The following is a 17557-nucleotide window of genomic DNA, read 5'->3' on the forward strand; positions in this document are numbered from 1 at the left end:
CTTGTGGGAGCGGGCTTGCCCGCGAAGGGCCGCAAGGCGGCCCCAATGGCTTAAGTGAACAGCATTACGGCCTTGTGCCGGTTTTTTTCAAGCCCCGGGATCAGCGGGGCGTCCACTTCTCTTCGCCATGCTCCAGGGCGTTCACCGACAGGTGAATGCAGGTCCGGGTATCCAGGTTGTGGAGCACCCAGGTGCGTGCGCGCGCATGAGGCTGGGTCAGGGTCCGCAGGATATGCTGCTCGATCATCTTGCGCGTATCGGGGCCGGATAGCGCAATGGTCATGGCTTTCCGTGCATCGGCCTGATCCGTACTCACCTTCGACGACGAGGCGTCAGCCTGGGCTGCCGGTTCCGGCCGTGCCGGCTGGTACAGCGACCGATAATTGAAGTTCAGGGTGAGAAAAAACAATACCGTCAGGAAAAACGGAAAACCGACCAAGAACCAGGTGTAGATCGTCTGGCTGTTTTCGCTGAGAAACGGCAACGATGCCAAGGCGGACGCCTCGATGATGCCGGCGAAGATGGCGATGATCGTCAGGGGACTGATGGATTCTGTATGCCGCATGGCGCTTGCCTGATTAGCGATTTTTCCTATCTCTATCCCGTTCCCGTTGTGGACGGAAAGATGGATTATTTCCCGCTGAAGCAATACTTCCTTAATTCTGCCCGATTGCAGTTATTAATTACCGATACGACTGGAATATTCCTTCAGTTAGGAAGAACGATACGAACTTGGCCCGGGTAGAAGTCAGTGCTAGCGTTTGGGCATCTTTGAATGGGCGGCCGATGGGACTGCCCTAAAAGCAAGGCTGTAGGATATTTCTCTAACTTATGTAGGCTTCTTCTTTGTCTGGCCGTGTGCCGTAAATCACCGCACCATTCAGTGATTGGCTAAGTTATTGTGGTGCTTCAAATTAGAATAACGAATCAATGGATATCGCATGAATAAAGTGCTTATCGTGGATGATCATCCGGTTATCCGCCTGGCCGTACGCATGCTGATGGAGCGGCATGGTTACGAGGTGGTGGCGGAAGCCGACAATGGTGTGGACGCTTTGCAACTGACCCGGGAGTGCCTGCCCGATATCGTGGTGCTGGATATCGGCATCCCCAGGCTCGATGGGTTGGAGGTCATCGCCCGCATGACCGGTGCCAGCCCGGGGAGCAAGGTCCTGGTGCTCACCTCCCAGGCGCCAGGGCATTTCTCGATGCGTTGCATGCAGGCCGGCGCTGCTGGCTACGTATGCAAGCAACAGGAACTGACCGAGTTGCTCAGTGCGATCAAGGCGGTATTGTCCGGATACAGCTACTTCCCCAACCAGGCCTTGCACAAGAGCCGTACCTGCGTGAATGGCGGCAGCGAGAAGGAAATGGTCGAACGTCTCTCCGGCCGGGAGATGATGGTGCTGCAGCAACTGGCGCGCGGCAGGAGCAACAAGGAAATCGCCGACAGCATGTTCCTCAGCAACAAGACCGTCAGTACCTACAAGACCCGGCTGTTGCTCAAGCTCAATGCCCGGTCGCTGGTCGACCTCATCGAACTTGCCCAGCGCCACGACCTGACCTGAAACGCAAAAGCCTCCGCAAGGGAGGCTTTCTCGGGTGTCCGATGGCTACAGGTCGTAGTCGTAGTCGGCCAGCTGCTTCTGCAGGCGCCGCTCCTCGAGAAGGTTGTCGATGGTGCGGCGTTTGCTCAGGTTGGTCTTCGCGGGTTCCACCGGAGGCTCTACGTCGTCTTCCAAGGTGGTGAGATCATCGTCGATCGACAGGTCGTCTTTATCGGTGCTCATGATTTACTCCAAGCCAAGGGGCCATTGGCCGTCCTTATAGCGAGAAAGCCGAGTCCGGTAAAAAAGATTTTTTCAATCGTATACGCGCGTTTTTCTCTATTGCTTCAATCGTCCGAGGTCTTGTGCTTGTACTCGCACAAATCCTCGATACGGCAGCTTCCACAACGCGGCTTGCGGGCCTGGCAGACATAGCGGCCATGCAGGATGAGCCAATGGTGGGCGTCGAGCAGGTAGTCCTTGGGCACGAACTTGACCAGCTTCTTTTCCACCTCCAGCACCGTCTTGCCGGGGGCGATGCCGGTCCGGTTGCTGACCCGGAAGATATGGGTGTCGACCGCCATGGTCGGTTGCCGGAAGGCAGTGTTGAGCACCACGTTGGCGGTCTTGCGACCTACCCCGGGCAAGGCTTCGAGCGCTTCGCGGGTCTGGGGTACCGCACTGCCATGCTGCTCGATGAGCAGGCGGCAGGTCTCGATGATGTTCTTCGCCTTGCTGTTGTACAGGCCGATGGTCCTGATGTATTGGCTCAGGCCATCGACCCCCAGGGCATAGATGGCCTCGGGGGTATTGGCGACCGGATACAGGCGGGCGGTGGCCTTGTTGACACCCACGTCCGTCGCCTGGGCGGAAAGGATCACGGCGATCAGCAGTTCGAAGGGGGTGGTATAGGCCAGTTCGGTCTTGGGGTCGGGATTGTCTTCGTGCAGCCTGCGAAAGATCTCCAGGCGTTTGGCGGCATTCATGGGGTCAGAGGCTTCCTTGACGGCGTGAGGGGGCAGGGCCCGGACGCAGACGATTGTACAAGGCCAGCAGCAGGCCGAGCAGTATCAACCCGCCCGGGGCCAGGCTGGCCAGGTGCAGGCCCGGCCCCAGGGTCAGCCATTGGCGGCAGGCGCCGAGCAGCACGTACAGGGCCAGCAGGCCGGCGAGATGGATCGCCAGGTAGCGCCAGCGTGATGCGTCGGGGAGCAGACAGTCCGCTGCCAGGCACTGCACGCTGAGCAGGGCCGGGTAATGACCGAGCGTCAAGGCAAGCGGCAGGGCCCAGGCCCGCAGCCCCAGTTGCAGGCAGCTCGCCAGGGCCGCCAGCAGCAGCAGGCTCGCCAGCAGGCGCGCGGCCCCGGTAAGTGACGCGCGCAGCGGGGCCATCAGGCCCTGGTGCAGCACCATCAGCACCAGGGTGCTCAGGCCTATCGTGATGGCTTGTGCCAGTGTCGAAGTTGCGCCGAGCAGCGGCACGAGGCTGATGCCCGGCAACCAGAACCTATTCATGGGCGTCTTCCCCCAGCAAGGAGGCACGGTGTTCGTCGAAGTAGCGCAGGGCATCCTGCAGCGCCGCGATCACTGCGCGCGAGGTGACGGTGGCGCCTGCCAACTGGTCGAACTCGCCCTGGTCGCGTTTCAGTGCCCAGCTGCCTGCGCGCGTACGGCCCGAGAACTGCTCCAGCCAATGCGCCTGGGGATCGGCCAGGCGGGCGCCCAGGCCTGGGCTCTCCTGTTGTTCCAGCACCTGTATCCCCAGCAGGCGCCCGTCCGGATCGATGGCGATCATCAGCAGGATCGGCCCGCCATATCCCTGGGCCTGGCTGCGCAGCAGGATAGCGCTGGGTTTGCCGGCTCGTGTCGCGCGGTAGCCGGCCAGCAGTTGGCTGTGGGGCAGGCGCGTAGCGGCCAGGGGCAGGGGCGCTTGCAGGGGCTGGTTGTCGTAGCTGTCCTGGGGAAGTGCCGCCAGCCAGCGCCGGGCGTGCAATTGCTGTTCGGCTTCGGCGATCGGGGCCTGGGTCCACTGGCGCCAGGCCAATGTCACCGCCACGGCCAGGCCGGCGACCAGTGCCAGCAGCACGGCATTGCGCAGCGCCGGCGTCATGGGGTGGCCTGCTGGCGGCGTGCGGCCTGGCGCTCCAGGGCGGGCACGGCAAGGTTCATCAGGAGGATGGCGAATGCCGTACCGTCGGGGTAGTTGCCCCAGGTGCGGATCAGGTAGATGAGCACGCCGGCGCCGAGCCCGAACAACAGCCGAGCCAGGGGGGCCTTGGGGCCCGACACCGGTTCGGTGGCGATGAAGAAGGCGGCCAGCATGGTCGAACCGGAGAACAGGTGCAGCAGCGGCGAGCCGTTGGAGTCGGAGCCCGAACCGTTCCAGCACAGCAGGCTGAACAGGAACAGGCCCGCCAGCAACCCGGCTGGCGCATGCCAACTGATGACCTTGCGCTGCAGCAGGAACAGCCCGCCAAGCAGGAACGCCAGGTTGATCCACTCGCTGTCGCGCCCACCGATGCTGCCGAATCCCGGATGCTGGGCGAACAGTTCCTCGACGGTCAGGCTGCGATTATGGCGCAGGCCGTCGAGCACCGTGGGCTGGGCCCAGGCATCGATCTGCCCGTGGCCGGTGAAGGCCAGTTGCAGGCTGTCCAGGAACCCGCTCGCCTGGCCCGGCCACTGGGTCATCTGCAAGGGAAAGCTCAGGAGAACGAAGGCATAGCCGACCATCGCCGGATTGAACAGGTTGCGGCCGACGCCACCAAAGGCCTGCTTGCCGATGCCGATGGCCACGGTCGCGGCGATGACCGGCAACCACCAGGGCGCATGGGGGGGAAGGGCGACGGCCAGCAGCACGGCGCTGACCAGGGCACTGCCATCGGCCAGTGCCGGCGCCGGGGGCTGGCCGCGCATGGCCAGCAGCAGGGGTTCACAGGCCAGGGCGGTGCCGGCACACAGCAACAGGTTGAACAACACCCCCCAGCCCTGGAGCCAGAACAGGCTCAGCAGGCCCGGCACGCAGGCCAGCAGCACCAGGCCCATGGCCGAGCGCAGGCGTGGGTCAGGCGCTGACATGGCCTGGCCCGGCCAGCAGAGCATCGAGGCGTTGCTGGGCCTGTTCGGCGGCCGCTTCCAAGGCGTGCAGTTGGGCGCGTTGTGCGTCGTTGGGGGTAGCGCCGAAGGCGCTGCGGGCTTTGCTCAACTGCGCGCGGCTCATGGCCGCGGCGATCTTCGCCTGCTTCAGCGTGGCATCGGCATTGGCGGCCTTCTGCGCCTTGACCCGCTCGATGGCCGCCTTGATCGGGTCTTGGAGGGCGGCGCTGTCGGGCGTCGAGACGGCCGCGCCTCGCTGGCGCGCCAGCTGCTGCGCCTGCCGGCGTGCTTCTTCGCGTCGCAACCTGGCATTGCGTTGTTCATGGCGATGACGGGCATGGTCGCGTCGCTGGGTGCGTGCGCTCAATTGCTCGGCGGTACGTGCCAGGCCACTGACGATGGGCACCACATTGTCCGGTACGGCGACCAGGTCGATGCAGTCGACCGGGCAGGGGGCCAGGCACAGGTCGCAGCCGGTGCACTCGCTGGCGATCACCGTGTGCATCAGTTTGGCGGCGCCGACGATGGCATCCACTGGGCAGGCCTGGATGCACTTGGTGCAGCCGATGCATTCGGCTTCGCGGATATAGGCCACCTGGGATGGGGCGCTGCCACGGGTCGGGTCGAGCGCGATCACCGGTACATCCAGCAGTCGTGCCAGTGCGGCGATGGTTTCGTCGCCGCCCGGCGGGCATTTGTTGATCGCCTCGCCAGCGGCCAGCCCCTCGGCGTAGGGGCGGCAACCGGCATGGCCGCACTTGCCGCACTGGGTTTGCGGGAGCAGGGCGTCGATGCGTTGAATCAGGCTCATTGTGTGAATAATCCGTTGAAACCGGAGAAGGCCATGGCCATCACCCCGGCGCCGAGCAACTCGATGGGCAACCCGCGCAGGGCGACGGGCATGTCGATATGATCGCTGCGCTGGCGCAGGTCGTCGAACAGCGCCAGGGCGAGCCAGAAGCCCAGCCCGCCGGCCAGGCCCCAGGCCAGGGTCGCCAGCCATCGTTGTGGGTCGTGGGAGGCCTGCAACAGCAAGCCTAGCAGCACGACAGTGGCCGCCAACGGGGTGGGCATGTGCTCCAGCGGCCAATCAGGCCGCAGGCGTGCCAGCAGGCGTGGCACACCCCAGGCCAGTAGGGCGAGCAGGGGCAGGAACAGGAACAACTGCAACGCCTGCAAGCCCAGCGGCACCAGCACCAGGGCCTGCAGCAGCTGCCCGCAAGTCAGCCCCAAGGCGATCACCAGTGCGCCGGACAGGCCGAGCGCATGGATCCGCAGGCGAGAGACGGGCTCCCTGTGCAGGATCAGGTGAGTGACCAGCGCAGCGCTGACCAGGACCAGGATGTAGTCGCTCATGGGGATGCCGATGGCTGGGAGCTGCCGTCATTAAACATAGCTTATTGAGGTAGCAGAGGGCCTGTGGGGCGGGGCCCTGTGCTGGTCAAGCGGTGCCTTGCGGTCCTGGGGCCGCTTCGCGCCCCATCGCCGGCAAGCCGGCTCCCAGGTATTGCACAAGCCCCGGGGGCGGCGCTTTTCTTGTGGGAGCCGGCAAGCCAGGCCCCACCGGGGCCGTGCTGCCTACTTGATGCGCTGGCCCGGCTTGGCGCCGCTGTCGGGGCTGAGCAGGTAGATTTCCTCGCCGCCAGGGCCGGCCGCCATGACCATGCCTTCGGAGACGCCGAAACGCATCTTCCGTGGCTTGAGGTTGGCCACCATCATGGTCAGGCGACCCTCCAGCTTGGCAGGGTCGGGGTAGGCCGACTTGATGCCGGAGAACACGTTGCGGCGCTCGTCACCGATGTCCAGGGTCAGGCGCAGCAGCTTGTCGGCACCTTCCACGGCCTCGGCCTTGACGATCAGTGCCACGCGCAGGTCGACCGCGGCGAAGGTGTCGAACTCGATCTCGGCCGACAGCGGATCCTTGGCCAGTTCGCCATTGCCGGCCGGAGCTGCCGGTTGGGTGGCGGCCAGGTCTTCCTTGCTGGCGGCGACCATGGCTTCGACCTTGGCTGGCTCGATGCGGCTCATCAGCGCCTTGAACGGGTTGAGCTTGTGGTTTTCCAGGCGCGACAGGTGATCGTTCCAGGTCAGCGGGGCGACGTTGAGGAAGGCTTCGGCATCGGCAGCCAGCACCGGCAGCACCGGCTTGAGGAAGATCACCAGGTGGCGGAACAGGTTGATGCCCTGGGCACAGATGGCCTGGACCTCGTCCTGCTTGCCTTCCTGCTTGGCCAGGGCCCAGGGCGCCTTGTCGGCGATCCAGGCGTTGGCGCGGTCGGCCAGGGCCATGATCTCGCGCATGGCGCGGGCGAAGTCACGGCCTTCGTAGGCCTCGGCGATCGAGGGGGCGGCATTGAGGAACGCCTCGCTCAACTCGGGCGCGGCGTCACCGGCAACCAGTACGCCGTCGTTGCCCTTGTGGATGAAGCCTGCGCAGCGGCTGGCGATGTTGACCACCTTGCCGACCAGGTCGGAATTGACCTTCTGCACGAAGTCGTCCAGGTTCAGGTCGAGGTCGTCGACGCCGCGGCCCAGCTTGGAGGCATAGTAGTAGCGCAGGTATTCCGGGGCCAGGTGGTCCAGGTAGGTGCGCGCCTTGATGAAGGTGCCGCGCGACTTGGACATCTTGGCGCCGTTGACGGTCAGATAGCCGTGCACGTTGATGCCGGTCGGCTTGCGCAAGCCCGAGCCTTCGAGCATGGCCGGCCAGAACAGCGCATGGAAGTTGACGATGTCCTTGCCGATGAAGTGGTACAGCTCGGCCGTGGAGTCTTCTTTCCAGAACGCATCGAAGTCCAGCTCCGGGCGGCGCGCGCAGAGGTTCTTGAAGCTGGCCATGTAGCCGATCGGCGCATCCAGCCAGACGTAGAAGTACTTGCCCGGCTCATCGGGGATCTCGAAGCCGAAGTACGGCGCATCGCGGGAGATGTCCCATTCCTGCAGCCCGGAGTCCAGCCACTCGGCGAGCTTGTTCGATACTGCTTCCTGCAGGGTGCCGCTGCGGGTCCACTGCTGCAGCATGGCCTGGAAGTCCGGCAGCTTGAAGAAGAAGTGCTGGGAGTCACGCAGCTCCGGTGTGGCGCCGGAGATCGCCGACTTGGGGTTCTTCAGCTCGGTGGGCGCGTAGGTGGCGCCGCATTTCTCGCAGTTGTCGCCGTACTGGTCCTCGGCCGCGCACTTGGGGCAGGTGCCCTTGATGAAGCGGTCGGCCAGGAACATGCCTTTCTCGGGGTCGAAATACTGGGTCACCGAGCGGGTGGCGATGTGCCCGGCATCGCGCAGGCGGGTATAGATCAGGCTCGACAGCTCGCGGTTTTCCTCGGAGTGGGTCGAATGGAAATTGTCGAAGTCGACCAGGAAGTCGGCGAAGTCGCCGCTGTGCTCGGCCTGGACATTGGCGATCAGCTGTTCAGGGGTGATGCCTTCCTTCTCGGCGCGCAGCATGATGGCCGAGCCGTGGGCGTCGTCGGCGCAGACATAGATGCACTGGTTGCCAAGCAGCTTCTGGAAGCGAACCCACATGTCCGTCTGGATGTACTCGAGCATATGGCCAAGGTGGATGGAACCATTGGCATAGGGCAGGGCGCTGGTGACGAGAATCTGACGTGGCTCGGACATGGTGGCTCGGCTACTTAATCGGCTACGGGTGAAGAACAAGGATGATCGGCCACTATAAAGCGCCGACGAATATATTTCACCCCAAGGACGCATCTGTTGACGACTGACGGGTTAGCATAGGTGCCTGTTCCACATTCGAATTGCCAATGGGAGTCTCCATGAGTGCCGTCACACGTGCCGCCGTCGAAGGCGTGCTTCGCCAGTACACCGACCCCTACCTGAACCAGGATCCGGTCAGCGCCGGCTGCGTGCGCACCATCGATATCCAGGGCGGGCAGGTCAAGGTGCAACTGCAGTTGGGCTATGCCGCCGGGTTGTTCAAGAACGGTTGGGCGCAGGTGCTGGGCACGGCCATCGAGAACCTCGAGGGGGTCAGTGCCGCGCAGGTGTCGATCGACTGCGTGATCGCCGCGCACAAGGCCCAGGCCCAGGTACCGGCGATGGCCAACGTGAAGAACATCATCGCCGTGGCCTCGGGCAAGGGTGGGGTGGGCAAGTCGACCACCGCCGCCAACCTGGCCCTGGCCCTGGCCCGCGAAGGTGCCCGGGTGGGTATCCTCGATGCCGACATCTATGGTCCGAGCCAGGGGGTGATGTTCGGCATCCCCGAAGGTACGCGCCCACAGGTGCGCGAGCAGAAGTGGTTCGTGCCGATCCAGGCCCATGGGGTGGAAGTCATGTCCATGGCCTTCCTCACCGACGACAACACACCGATGGTCTGGCGTGGCCCGATGGTGTCCGGCGCCCTGCTGCAACTGGTGACCCAGACCGCCTGGGATGACCTGGACTACTTGGTCATCGACATGCCGCCGGGCACCGGCGATATCCAGCTGACCCTGGCGCAGAAGGTGCCGGTGGCCGGCTCGGTGATCGTCACCACGCCGCAGGACCTGGCTTTGCTGGATGCCAAGAAGGGCGTGGAGATGTTCCGCAAGGTCAACATCCCGGTGCTGGGCGTGGTGGAGAACATGGCCGTGCACATCTGCTCCAATTGCGGCCATGCCGAGCACCTGTTCGGCGAAGGGGGCGGCGAGAAGCTGGCGGCGCAGTACGGCGTCGACCTGCTGGCCTCGCTGCCGTTGTCGATGCTGATCCGCGAGCAGGCCGACAGCGGCAAGCCTACCGCCATCGCCGAGCCGCAGAGCCAGATCGCCATGGTCTACCAGGAGCTCGCCCGCCAGGTGGGAGCGCGGATCGTGCTGCAGGAAGCGGCGGCGCCGGCGATGCCGAGCATCACCATCAGCGAGGATTGACGCCTTCGTGGGAGCGCCCCGGTGCCGGTTCTGCTGCCATTGGGGCCGCTTTGCGGCCCATCGCTACAGATTGCAGGCACAAAAAACCCGCCAATTGGCGGGTTTTTTTGAAGCGCGTAAAGAAGGATTAGCCTTCGATGCGAACTTCTTCAGCCTGCATGCCTTTCTGGCCGCGGGTAGCGACGAAAGTAACAGCTTGGCCTTCTTTCAGGGTTTTGAAGCCGTCAGCCTGGATGGCCTTGAAGTGTACGAACAGGTCGTCACCCGACTGAGGGGTGATGAAGCCGTAGCCCTTCTCATCGTTGAACCACTTGACGGTACCGGATTGGCGGTTGGACATGGTCTGTCTCCTTGGACAAAGTTGGTTGCGGCACAGGAAACGCCCTGGCCGGGACTGAGTGCAAAGAGAGCGGAAAATTCAGCGATGGGCCGATGGGAATCGTGCATCAAACAGAGATTCTCGGTGTCACGTGCAGCACAGTGGCGTCACCTTAACCCACTTTCCGCGACCTGCCAATGGCCAAGAAGCGCTTTGGCGAAATTCGGATCAGTGGCCTGTACAAGCCCCGTCCGACGCGGGATAGGGCGTGGAACTTTAACCCAGGCGCCGGGACCGGTAAGATGCGCGTCTCGTTTTTCACCTTGCACTCTCAGGACACCCCCGCCATGAGCATCAAATCGGACAAGTGGATTCGCCGCATGGCGCAGGAACACGGCATGATCGAGCCGTTCGTCGAGCGCCAGGTGCGCGGCGGCGAGGACAGCCGGGTGATCTCCTTCGGCGTCTCCAGCTACGGCTACGATGTACGTTGCGCCGACGAATTCAAGGTATTCACCAACATCAACTCGGCCACCGTCGACCCGAAGAACTTCGATGCCGGCAGCTTCGTCGACGTCAAGAGCGACGTCTGCATCATCCCGCCGAACTCCTTCGCCCTGGCCCGTACCGTCGAGTACTTCCGCATCCCGCGCAACGTGCTGACCATCTGCCTGGGCAAGAGCACCTATGCGCGCTGCGGCATCATCGTCAACGTCACCCCGCTGGAGCCGGAGTGGGAGGGCCATGTGACCCTGGAGTTCTCCAACACCACGACCCTGCCGGCGAAGATCTATGCCAACGAGGGCGTGGCGCAGATGCTCTTCCTCGAGTCCGATGAAGAGTGCGAAGTGTCCTACAAGGACCGTGGCGGCAAGTACCAGGGCCAACGCGGCGTCACCCTGCCGCGCACCTGAGCCGACGAGCGCGTGGAATTCCGCGCGCGCCCGGCACTCCAATGGTAGAACCGCCCCGGCGCGCATGACGTGCGCCGGCTCTCGCCAGGAGCTGCCGATGAAACTCCATCCCGCCATCAGCGCGAAGCTGGCCGTCCTCCAGCCCAACCAGATCGGGTTGCTGGCATGGTCGCTGCTTGCGCATCCCCCTACGCCGGTACAGGCCGGTGGCGTACCCCACCAGCCCGATCCCGATACACCGCAACCGCCGGAACCCGGCGAAGCCCCACCCATGGAGCCGGGTGAACCGACCCTGCCCGACGAGCCGCCACCGTCCCCCGTGGCCTGACGGCCACGGCTGCCTGGGCGAGGCTCAGTTGGCCAGCAGGTAGCCGCTGCGGCAGAGCTGTTGCCCCGCGACGTGGGCGATGACCATCCCCGCCGTGGCCATGCGCCGTACGCTACGGGCATAGAGCAGGCCGGGCTGGGTATTGTGCACGGCCGTCACCCGGTCGCTGAGCGGGTCGATGACCTCGGCGACCAGTTGCCCGGCCTGCAGGTACTGGCCTGGGCTGGCATGGAACACCAGCAGCCCGCCCAGTGGCGCCGTGACCGGCTCCACGGCCGCCAACGGCGTGGCCGGGTGAGCCAGGGGCGGTAGCGGTGCTGCCTGCCCTTCGATCACCCCGGCATGGGTCAGGAAATCCAGTATCGCCTGGCAGTCCTGGCTCGCCAGCGTGTGGTTCACATCCGCCTGGCCGCGCAATTCGATGGTCACCGAGAAGCTGCCCAAAGGGATCGGGAAGCGTTTGCCAAAGCGCTGTTGCAGCTGCCACCAGACCAGGCTGAAGCATTCGTCGAACGACTGGCCGCCGGAGTCGGTGGCCAGCAGGCTGGCCTGGGCGCCGAGGTAGCGCGCCAGGGGCTCGACCTGTGGCCAGGCCTCTGGCGTGGTGTACAGGTGTTCGACCGCTTCGAAGTCGCAGTGCAGGTCCAGCACCATGTCGGCGTCGCAGGCCAGGCGTTGCAGGGTCAGGCGCTGGGATTGCAGCGGCGTGCGTGCCGGGTGGGCATCCAGGCCACGGCGCAGGTACTCGCGGATCAGCGCCAGGTTGTGCGCCGGGTCCTGGGTCAGGTGGCCTTCGATCTGGTCGCCGATGCTGTCCGAAAGGTCGACGAAGTTGCGGTTGAAGTTCTCGCCGCTCTGCAGTTCGAAGCGTCCCAGGGGGGCGTCCAGCAACACCTGCTCCAGGCCCACCGGATTGGCCACCGGCACCAGGATGATTTCCTGCTGCAGGCGCCCTTGCTGTTCCAGTTCGGCCAGGCGCCGCTTCAGGTGCCAGGCCACCAGCATGCCGGGCAGTTCATCGGCGTGTAGCGAGGCCTGGATGTATACCTTGCCGCCACCGCGCGGGCCGAAGTGGAAGCTGTGGAGCTGGCGGGCGATACCCGGGACGGGAGACAGCAGGTCGTGGGTCGAATGGTGCATGGTGGTCCTGACTGGTGACGACAATGGTCTGCGGCATGGGCTTGGCTAGAAGGATAGAAGCATAACTTCGGGCCTTGCGCCTACTCCTCGCGGGCGTGGTGCTGGAACTGGCGTTGCCGGTTCATCCGGCCCATTCGCCGGCAAACCGCATCATGTATGGTCGACTCGCATCCAGTGGGGCTTGCCGGCGATGGGGGGCGAAGCGGCCCCGGTCAACGGCCGGGCACCAGGGTCAGGCGCTGGGTGCCATAGGCGCGGGCGAAGTGCTGTGGCTGCAGCGGCAGGCTCATGAAACGCCCCTGGAACCAGGTATCCAGCCCGTCGGTGTGGTGCCGGCTGGCCGGGTTGCCGGACTGGCCGCTGCTGGTCAGCACCTGCAGCGGTTCAGCCTGGCCGAAGTCGACGATCATGCGTGCCGAGGCCGGCAGTTGGGTGTCGAAGCTGCTGCCCCAGGCATAAGGGGTGAGCGCCAGGGTGCTGAAGTCGCCACCGGCGGCCTGTGGCGAGCGACGGATGGCATCGCCCAGGCCATGGTAGGCCGGCGCCGGCCAGCGGTACTGATGCAGCTTGCCCCATTGCCAGGTACGGCGATCGGCCCCCAATTGGGCGATGCCGGCATCCACCGCCGCCGCCAGGCTGCGCGCGAGTATGCCGGGCTTGTCTTCCTTCTGTGGGGTGCCGCGATCGTCCCAGAACGGGCTGTCCTCGCGGCCCAGCAAGTGATCGGCCTGGGCCGAGTAGGAAAGCCGGGCGTTGCTGACGAAAGCCTGCCACGCCGGGCTGGACTCCGGGCCGAGATCGTCGAGGAAGGTCTGCCGGGCCACTTCTTGGAGGAACAGCTCGTACAGCGCGGCATCTGCCGACACTGGGCTCAGGCGGCCGTCGAACGCCTTGAGCCGGGCCAGGGTATCGCGGGCCTTTTCGCGCTGGTCGGCGGGCAGGGCAGCGATGGCCTGTTCGAGCGGCTGGGCCATGCCGGGGGCCTCGAACATCTGCTTGAGCTTGTCGGCCAGCAGGCTGACCTGGTCGTTCTGCAGCGCCGCCAGGCTGCGGCTGTCGTGGCGGCCGTTCTCGGCCAGCTGGGCCAGGCGCTCGGCGCGCTCGGGGTAGTACCAGGTGTTGGACAACTGCATGCCGTAGCCGCGTGGCAGGCTGCGCTGATTGGCATGGCCGATCCAGCCTGCGGGCGGGTCCTGGTCGTAGGGGTGGAGCATCGGGTCGGCAAAACCGTCCCAGTCGTAGCGCCCGTCCCAGCCTGGGGAGGGCAGCAGGCCTTGGCCTTCGCGACGGTTGGGATAGCGGCCGCTGACCTGCCAGCCGATGTGTTGTGGCTCGGCGAAGACAAAGTTGAGGGCCACGGCGCCGACTTCGCGGGTGCTGTCGAAGGCGCGCTCCACCGTCTGGGCACGGGTCAGGTCGAACAGCGCGTCGAGGCTGCGGTCGCCCTTGGCGAGGGGCAGGTGCAGCGCCAGGCCCAGGCCAGCATTGCCCGGCTGGCCGAGCAGGGTACCGTGGCGGGTCTCGTACATCACCTCGCGCTGGGGGCGCTGGCCGCGGACGAAGAAGGTCTCGTTGCGCGCCCGGGCGGGTAGCCACTTGCCGTCGGCCAGGTAGTTCAACTGGCTGCCCTGGCGGCGCAGTTGCTCCAGGTACAGGTCCTGGTTGTCGGCCATCACCGCGCTACCGCTCCAGGCCAGCTTGCCGTTGTAACCGGTCAGTACGATGGGCAGGCCAGGCAGCGACAGGCCGGCGACCTGGTACTTGGTGGTGTGGATCTGCACTGGGCTCAGGGCCCAGGTGGCCTGGCTGTCGCTGGCCAGCAGGCTCTTGCCGCTGCGGCTGCGCTGAGGCCCCAGGGCCAGGTTGGCCGATCCGGGGCTGCCAAGCAGGCCGAGGTCGGCGAGCGTCTGCCCGGCCGCCGCCAACGATGCCAGGCCCGGCAGTTGGCGGGTGAGGTCCAGGCCCTTGAGCTTGTCGATCTCGGCTTCGGCCAGCGGTTCGTCCGGGGCGCCGGGCAGCAGCCAGGCCAGCTTGTCGCTGCCGGCCTGCTGGGCCAGGGTCAGGGCGGCCAGTTCTTCCTGCAGGTTCACCGACTGGCTGAAGGCATAGAGGCTGAAGATCAGCGCCGAGTCTTCGGGTTTCCAGTATTCCGGGCGGTAGCCGCTGCGGGCGATGTCGGCCGGCAGCTTGTCGCGGTAGCGGAACAGGTAGGCATTGACGCCGCGGGCATAGACCTCGAAGAAGCGTTGCAGGCGCGGCGAGGCGTCGGCATACAGCTGGCCGGCGCCCTGCTTGAGATTGGCGGCGCGCATCAGCCGGTCGATGTCCAGTGCCTCTGGCCCCGCCAGCTCGGCCAGGCGGCCCTGGGCCAGCAGGCGCATGGCGAGCATCTGGCCGATGCGGTCGCCGGCATGCACATAGCCGAGGCTGAACAGCGCGTCGTGGAAGTTGCTGCTTTCGATCAGCGGCGCGCCCATGGCGTTGCGCCGCACCGAGACGTTCTGCGCCAGGCCCTTGAGCGGTTGTACGCCACTGCTCGGCGGCACGCTGTCCTGGTAGCCACCCAACTGACAGCCACCAAGGCCGAGCAGGCCAAGCAGCACGGCGGTGCCGCCGAAGTGGGGACGGAAGGGCGGAAGAACGGGGGCGGCCATGACAAGGCTCCTGCGGGGCGTGGCGGGGGTTCGAAAGGCGCTAAATTGCCGGGGAAAGCGGCAAGCTGCAAGCTACAAGCTGGAAGAAAAAGCAGCAGAGTGCACGGCCCACGCTTTCTTGTCGCTTGCAACTTGCAGCTCGCCGCTCAAGAGAGCCTCAAGCCCCGTGGCACTTCTTGAATTTCTTCTGGCTGCCACACGGGCAAGGATCGTTGCGCCCGACATCCTTCAGGGCATTGCGGACCGGCTCCTGGTGGCCGTGGTTGCAGTGCGGGCCGTGCACATGGCCATGATCGTGGTGGTGGTCGTGACCGTGGTTGCAGTCGGGGCCATGGACATGGGGTTGCTGGGTCATTGCAGGGTTACTCCGGTTGAAGATCGCCGGGGATTATCTCACCACTGCGCGACAAGTGCAGGTCCCGGCGAATGAGCAAGCCGGTATTCAGTTCGCCCTGCAGCCGGTAGTGCAATGGCTGCTCGCTGCGCAGCAGCTTGGCCAGGGGCTTGAGCTGCCGCCACAGGTTGGTCCGTGCGGTGATCTTGAAGGTCCGCCGGGCATGGCCGCCGACGCTGCGCCAGAGGCTGGTCTGGTCCTCGACCAGCAGCAGGTCGTTGAGCCGCACCGAGTAGGCCAGGTTGCGGATGAACAGGCGGCTGTCGTTGGGGTTGTCGACGCGCAGGTGCAGGACGAATTCCTGCTGGTGCAGCCGGGCCTTGACCGTCTCGACCTTGACCAGGTGCACCTCGGGCTGGCGCCAGTCGCTGCCGCCCCAGCCGGCGCAACCTGCCAGCAGCGTCAGCACGAAGCTGAAGACGAGCAGGCGGGCCAGGGCGATCATGCTCAGCTACCGATGTAACTGGCGCAGCACTTCTTGAACTTCTGCCCGCTGGCGCAGGGGCAGGGGTCGTTGCGTCCGGCCTTCAGCCCCACGGTCGGGTCGATGAAGTACCAGCGCCCGTCGTGCTGGACGAAGGCCGACCGCTCGCGGTGCTGGTGGTCGCCTTCCTGGTCGTGCCAGCGCGCGGTGAAGGTGACGAAGGCATGTTCAGGCTGACCACCGAGCACCTCGGCGCTCTCCACCTCCAGGCCCAGCCAGGTGCTGCTGGCACTCCAGGCGGCCATGGCGGCGCAGTCCAGGCCGGCCTGCTGGGCCGGCAGGGTGGTGGCCACCAGGTAGTCGACCAGGCCCAGCACATAGGCGCTGTAGCGCGAGCGCATCAGCGCCTGGGCATCCGGGGCCGGGGTGCCGGCATGGTAATGCCCGCAGCAGGCGTCGAGCAGGTTGCCACTGCCACACGGGCAGACCGAGACACTCATCGGGTCACCACCAGTACTTGCCGAAGTTTTCAGGGTTGGCCCAGAACTTGGCGTTGAGCCAGTCGGGGACCTGCTTGTAGTCATGTAGATCATAGGTGAACAGGCTCAGCACCTGCTCGTCGCGGCGAAACTTCTCGCTGGCCGACAGGGCCAGGGCGAAGAAGTCGGTGTCCTGCCAGCCACAGGCGGCCAGGTCTGCCAGCACCGCGACCCTGCTGGCATTGAGATTGCGGATGCCACCCAGCAGTTCCAGGCCGGCGCGCCGGGGCAGGTGTTCGAGGCAGTCGACCAGCACCGCCAGGTCGAAGCGCTGGGCAGCCAGCGGGGCCGGCAGCGGGCCTGGCGCGGCGACCTCGATGCAAGTGCCGGGGTGGGCCTCGGCGAAGGCGTCCAGGGCCGGAAAACGGCTGCCGACCAGCAGCAGGCGCTGGGGCGTGAAGCGCTCGAGCAGGGCGGCCAGCGCCTGCTGCGGCGTGCGTTGGGAAAAACCGTCGGTCATTGCCAATCCTCGTTCAGGTCGCTCAAGACTAACGGGCCGGCGCGCGCGGGCAAAGGGGCGAGCGGCCGCGTCGTGGCTTATTGCTGGCAGAGAGGTAATGCGCGGTCTTTACTCCCAAGGATCGGTCTTATGCCGATTCCCCCTAGGAGAAGCAACGAAATGAGCATAGTACGCACAGCGATACCCCTGGTTCTGCTCACCAGTGTGTTAACTGGTTGTGCAGGTTTGCAAAAAACCGACTGGCCGAAGTGTGCTGCCGTCGGGGGTGTGAGCGGCGCGGCCCTCGGCGCCATCGAGAGCTCCAGCTGGGCCGGATGGGGCGCGCTGCTCGGCGGTGGCCTGGCGGCGGGCTACTGCTGGGCCCATGGCGATGGCGACGAAGATGGCGATGGCGTGCCGGACAGCCGCGATAAGTGCCCTGGCACGCCGCGTGGCGTGCAGGTCGATGCCAATGGCTGCCCGCCGGAGCCGGTCGCCGTGGTGGAAGAGGTGGTGGTGGAGAAAGAGGAAGTCATCGTCATCCGTGACGTGCACTTCGAATTCGACTCCGCGCGCCTGACCGCCGCCGACAAGACCCGGCTAGACACCATCGCCACTCGCCTGAAGCAGGAAGCGCCGAGCGCCCGCCTGAGCGTCACCGGGCATACCGACAGCGTCGGCTCCGACAGCTACAACCAGAAACTGTCCGAGCGCCGTGCCCACTCGGTCACCGACTACCTGGTCGACAGCGGCGTGCCACGCAGCAGCTTCGTCTCGGTGGTGGGCGCAGGCGAAACCCAGCCGGTCGCGGACAACGCCACCGCCGATGGCCGTGCCATGAACCGTCGCACCGAGATCAAGATCGAGCGTTGACGGCAGGCGCCCGCGCCTT

General features: G+C 65.4%; 20 protein-coding genes and 1 pseudogene. 5 read left to right on the top strand and 16 right to left on the bottom strand.

From position 1 onward, the window contains the following. Positions 1–100 precede the first annotated feature (100 nt). Positions 101–565 (bottom strand): hypothetical protein, encoded by a 465-nt coding sequence (locus ABFA30_RS08905; protein WP_225788132.1) that lies wholly within the window; start codon positions 563–565, stop codon positions 101–103. Between the two features lie 376 nt (positions 566–941). On the opposite strand from ABFA30_RS08905, the gene ABFA30_RS08910 reads away from it, so the two are divergent. After that, entirely contained in the window at positions 942–1568 is a 627-nt protein-coding gene (locus tag ABFA30_RS08910; RefSeq protein ID WP_225788133.1) for a response regulator transcription factor, read from the top strand. Positions 1569–1613: 45 nt separating this feature from the next. Here ABFA30_RS08910 and ABFA30_RS08915 read toward each other — a convergent pair whose 3' ends face one another. The 8 genes and pseudogenes from ABFA30_RS08915 to metG form a co-directional block, all read right to left on the bottom strand. After that, positions 1614–1790 carry a PA3496 family putative envelope integrity protein gene (locus ABFA30_RS08915; protein WP_225788134.1) on the bottom strand — a complete coding sequence of 59 codons (177 nt, stop codon included), beginning with the start codon at positions 1788–1790 and terminating at the stop codon, positions 1614–1616. A 104-nt stretch (positions 1791–1894) separates the two neighbouring features. After that, positions 1895–2533, bottom strand: a complete 639-nt coding sequence (gene nth, locus ABFA30_RS08920; RefSeq protein WP_225788135.1) for an endonuclease III — start codon at positions 2531–2533, stop codon at positions 1895–1897. A gap of 4 nt (positions 2534–2537) precedes the next feature. Continuing rightward, the gene (locus ABFA30_RS08925; protein ID WP_410045351.1) at positions 2538–3062 is read right to left on the bottom strand and encodes an Rnf-Nqr domain containing protein; all 525 of its coding nucleotides are present in this window, start codon (positions 3060–3062) and stop codon (positions 2538–2540) included. Next, positions 3055–3657, bottom strand: coding sequence for an RnfABCDGE type electron transport complex subunit G (locus ABFA30_RS08930; protein WP_410045352.1), 603 nt, complete (start codon positions 3655–3657; stop codon positions 3055–3057). Before ABFA30_RS08930 ends, ABFA30_RS08925 begins: the two co-directional genes overlap by 8 nt. Then, on the bottom strand, positions 3654–4625 hold the full coding sequence (locus ABFA30_RS08935) for an RnfABCDGE type electron transport complex subunit D (RefSeq protein WP_410045353.1): 972 nt from the start codon (positions 4623–4625) through the stop codon (positions 3654–3656). The genes ABFA30_RS08930 and ABFA30_RS08935 overlap by 4 nt, the downstream gene beginning before the upstream one ends. A 16-nt stretch (positions 4626–4641) precedes the next feature. Then, a pseudogene (locus tag ABFA30_RS08940) lies at positions 4642–5454 on the bottom strand (RnfABCDGE type electron transport complex subunit B); the annotation flags it as partial. Further along, positions 5451–5999 (bottom strand): Rnf-Nqr domain containing protein, encoded by a 549-nt coding sequence (locus ABFA30_RS08945; protein WP_368816741.1) that lies wholly within the window; start codon positions 5997–5999, stop codon positions 5451–5453. The gene ABFA30_RS08945 and the pseudogene ABFA30_RS08940, both read right to left, overlap by 4 nt. A gap of 222 nt (positions 6000–6221) precedes the next feature. Beyond that, positions 6222–8261, bottom strand: coding sequence for a methionine--tRNA ligase (metG, locus tag ABFA30_RS08950; protein ID WP_410045354.1), 2040 nt, complete (start codon positions 8259–8261; stop codon positions 6222–6224). 158 nt (positions 8262–8419) lie between these two features. Here metG and apbC point away from each other — a divergent pair, with 158 nt between their 5' ends. Continuing rightward, positions 8420–9514, top strand: coding sequence for an iron-sulfur cluster carrier protein ApbC (apbC, locus tag ABFA30_RS08955; protein WP_253081548.1), 1095 nt, complete (start codon positions 8420–8422; stop codon positions 9512–9514). 127 nt (positions 9515–9641) lie between these two features. Here the strand turns inward: apbC and ABFA30_RS08960 are convergent, their stop codons facing one another. Beyond that, complete coding sequence (locus ABFA30_RS08960) at positions 9642–9854, bottom strand: cold-shock protein (RefSeq protein WP_043213073.1); 213 nt, start codon at positions 9852–9854, stop codon at positions 9642–9644. A gap of 326 nt (positions 9855–10180) precedes the next feature. Here ABFA30_RS08960 and dcd point away from each other — a divergent pair, with 326 nt between their 5' ends. Both dcd and ABFA30_RS08970 read left to right on the top strand, forming a co-directional pair. Continuing rightward, on the top strand, positions 10181–10747 hold the full coding sequence (gene dcd / locus ABFA30_RS08965; protein ID WP_043213075.1) for a dCTP deaminase: 567 nt from the start codon (positions 10181–10183) through the stop codon (positions 10745–10747). Between the two features lie 97 nt (positions 10748–10844). Then, positions 10845–11075: a hypothetical protein gene (locus ABFA30_RS08970; protein ID WP_225788142.1), complete on the top strand. Its 231-nt coding sequence runs from the start codon at positions 10845–10847 to the stop codon at positions 11073–11075. 24 nt (positions 11076–11099) lie between these two features. On the opposite strand, the gene ABFA30_RS08975 is transcribed toward ABFA30_RS08970, so the two are convergent. The 6 genes from ABFA30_RS08975 to ABFA30_RS09000 all read right to left on the bottom strand — a co-directional run bounded on the left by ABFA30_RS08975 (position 11100) and on the right by ABFA30_RS09000 (position 16686). After that, entirely contained in the window at positions 11100–12215 is a 1116-nt protein-coding gene (locus ABFA30_RS08975) for a succinylglutamate desuccinylase/aspartoacylase family protein (protein WP_225788143.1), read from the bottom strand. 212 nt (positions 12216–12427) lie between these two features. Beyond that, positions 12428–14869: a penicillin acylase family protein gene (locus ABFA30_RS08980; protein ID WP_410045355.1), complete on the bottom strand. Its 2442-nt coding sequence runs from the start codon at positions 14867–14869 to the stop codon at positions 12428–12430. Between the two features lie 157 nt (positions 14870–15026). Continuing rightward, positions 15027–15224 carry an SEC-C metal-binding domain-containing protein gene (locus tag ABFA30_RS08985; RefSeq protein WP_225788145.1) on the bottom strand — a complete coding sequence of 66 codons (198 nt, stop codon included), beginning with the start codon at positions 15222–15224 and terminating at the stop codon, positions 15027–15029. 7 nt (positions 15225–15231) lie between these two features. Then, the gene (locus ABFA30_RS08990) at positions 15232–15708 is read right to left on the bottom strand and encodes an LEA type 2 family protein (protein ID WP_253081551.1); all 477 of its coding nucleotides are present in this window, start codon (positions 15706–15708) and stop codon (positions 15232–15234) included. 2 nt (positions 15709–15710) lie between these two features. Then, the gene (locus ABFA30_RS08995) at positions 15711–16187 is read right to left on the bottom strand and encodes a YchJ family protein (protein ID WP_225788147.1); all 477 of its coding nucleotides are present in this window, start codon (positions 16185–16187) and stop codon (positions 15711–15713) included. Between the two features lie 4 nt (positions 16188–16191). Then, a complete protein-coding gene (locus ABFA30_RS09000) occupies positions 16192–16686 on the bottom strand; it encodes a DUF6231 family protein (protein WP_225788148.1) in 495 nt (164 codons plus the stop codon). Positions 16687–16845: 159 nt separating this feature from the next. Here ABFA30_RS09000 and ABFA30_RS09005 point away from each other — a divergent pair, with 159 nt between their 5' ends. Then, positions 16846–17538 (top strand): OmpA family protein, encoded by a 693-nt coding sequence (locus ABFA30_RS09005; protein WP_225788149.1) that lies wholly within the window; start codon positions 16846–16848, stop codon positions 17536–17538. The last annotated feature ends 19 nt before the right edge of the window (positions 17539–17557 follow it).

The sequence above is a fragment of the Pseudomonas sp. HLMP genome (genome assembly GCF_046365545.1).
Classification (GTDB): domain Bacteria; phylum Pseudomonadota; class Gammaproteobacteria; order Pseudomonadales; family Pseudomonadaceae; genus Aquipseudomonas; species Aquipseudomonas guariconensis_B.

What these genes read in the sequence shown, in the direction of transcription:
- ABFA30_RS08980 (WP_410045355.1), bottom strand. Translation starts at nt 14,869, where the DNA reads ATGGCCGCCCCCGTTCTTCCGCCCTTCCGTCCCCACTTCGGCGGCACC.
- ABFA30_RS09000 (WP_225788148.1), bottom strand. Translation starts at nt 16,686, where the DNA reads ATGACCGACGGTTTTTCCCAACGCACGCCGCAGCAGGCGCTGGCCGCC.
- ABFA30_RS08975 (WP_225788143.1), bottom strand. Translation starts at nt 12,215, where the DNA reads ATGCACCATTCGACCCACGACCTGCTGTCTCCCGTCCCGGGTATCGCC.
- ABFA30_RS08960 (WP_043213073.1), bottom strand. Translation starts at nt 9,854, where the DNA reads ATGTCCAACCGCCAATCCGGTACCGTCAAGTGGTTCAACGATGAGAAG.
- ABFA30_RS08990 (WP_253081551.1), bottom strand. Translation starts at nt 15,708, where the DNA reads ATGATCGCCCTGGCCCGCCTGCTCGTCTTCAGCTTCGTGCTGACGCTG.
- ABFA30_RS08985 (WP_225788145.1), bottom strand. Translation starts at nt 15,224, where the DNA reads ATGACCCAGCAACCCCATGTCCATGGCCCCGACTGCAACCACGGTCAC.
- apbC (WP_253081548.1), top strand. Translation starts at nt 8,420, where the DNA reads ATGAGTGCCGTCACACGTGCCGCCGTCGAAGGCGTGCTTCGCCAGTAC.
- ABFA30_RS08930 (WP_410045352.1), bottom strand. Translation starts at nt 3,657, where the DNA reads ATGACGCCGGCGCTGCGCAATGCCGTGCTGCTGGCACTGGTCGCCGGC.
- ABFA30_RS09005 (WP_225788149.1), top strand. Translation starts at nt 16,846, where the DNA reads ATGAGCATAGTACGCACAGCGATACCCCTGGTTCTGCTCACCAGTGTG.
- ABFA30_RS08935 (WP_410045353.1), bottom strand. Translation starts at nt 4,625, where the DNA reads ATGTCAGCGCCTGACCCACGCCTGCGCTCGGCCATGGGCCTGGTGCTG.
- dcd (WP_043213075.1), top strand. Translation starts at nt 10,181, where the DNA reads ATGAGCATCAAATCGGACAAGTGGATTCGCCGCATGGCGCAGGAACAC.
- ABFA30_RS08910 (WP_225788133.1), top strand. Translation starts at nt 942, where the DNA reads ATGAATAAAGTGCTTATCGTGGATGATCATCCGGTTATCCGCCTGGCC.
- ABFA30_RS08970 (WP_225788142.1), top strand. Translation starts at nt 10,845, where the DNA reads ATGAAACTCCATCCCGCCATCAGCGCGAAGCTGGCCGTCCTCCAGCCC.
- metG (WP_410045354.1), bottom strand. Translation starts at nt 8,261, where the DNA reads ATGTCCGAGCCACGTCAGATTCTCGTCACCAGCGCCCTGCCCTATGCC.
- nth (WP_225788135.1), bottom strand. Translation starts at nt 2,533, where the DNA reads ATGAATGCCGCCAAACGCCTGGAGATCTTTCGCAGGCTGCACGAAGAC.
- ABFA30_RS08945 (WP_368816741.1), bottom strand. Translation starts at nt 5,999, where the DNA reads ATGAGCGACTACATCCTGGTCCTGGTCAGCGCTGCGCTGGTCACTCAC.
- ABFA30_RS08905 (WP_225788132.1), bottom strand. Translation starts at nt 565, where the DNA reads ATGCGGCATACAGAATCCATCAGTCCCCTGACGATCATCGCCATCTTC.
- ABFA30_RS08995 (WP_225788147.1), bottom strand. Translation starts at nt 16,187, where the DNA reads ATGAGTGTCTCGGTCTGCCCGTGTGGCAGTGGCAACCTGCTCGACGCC.
- ABFA30_RS08925 (WP_410045351.1), bottom strand. Translation starts at nt 3,062, where the DNA reads ATGAATAGGTTCTGGTTGCCGGGCATCAGCCTCGTGCCGCTGCTCGGC.
- ABFA30_RS08915 (WP_225788134.1), bottom strand. Translation starts at nt 1,790, where the DNA reads ATGAGCACCGATAAAGACGACCTGTCGATCGACGATGATCTCACCACC.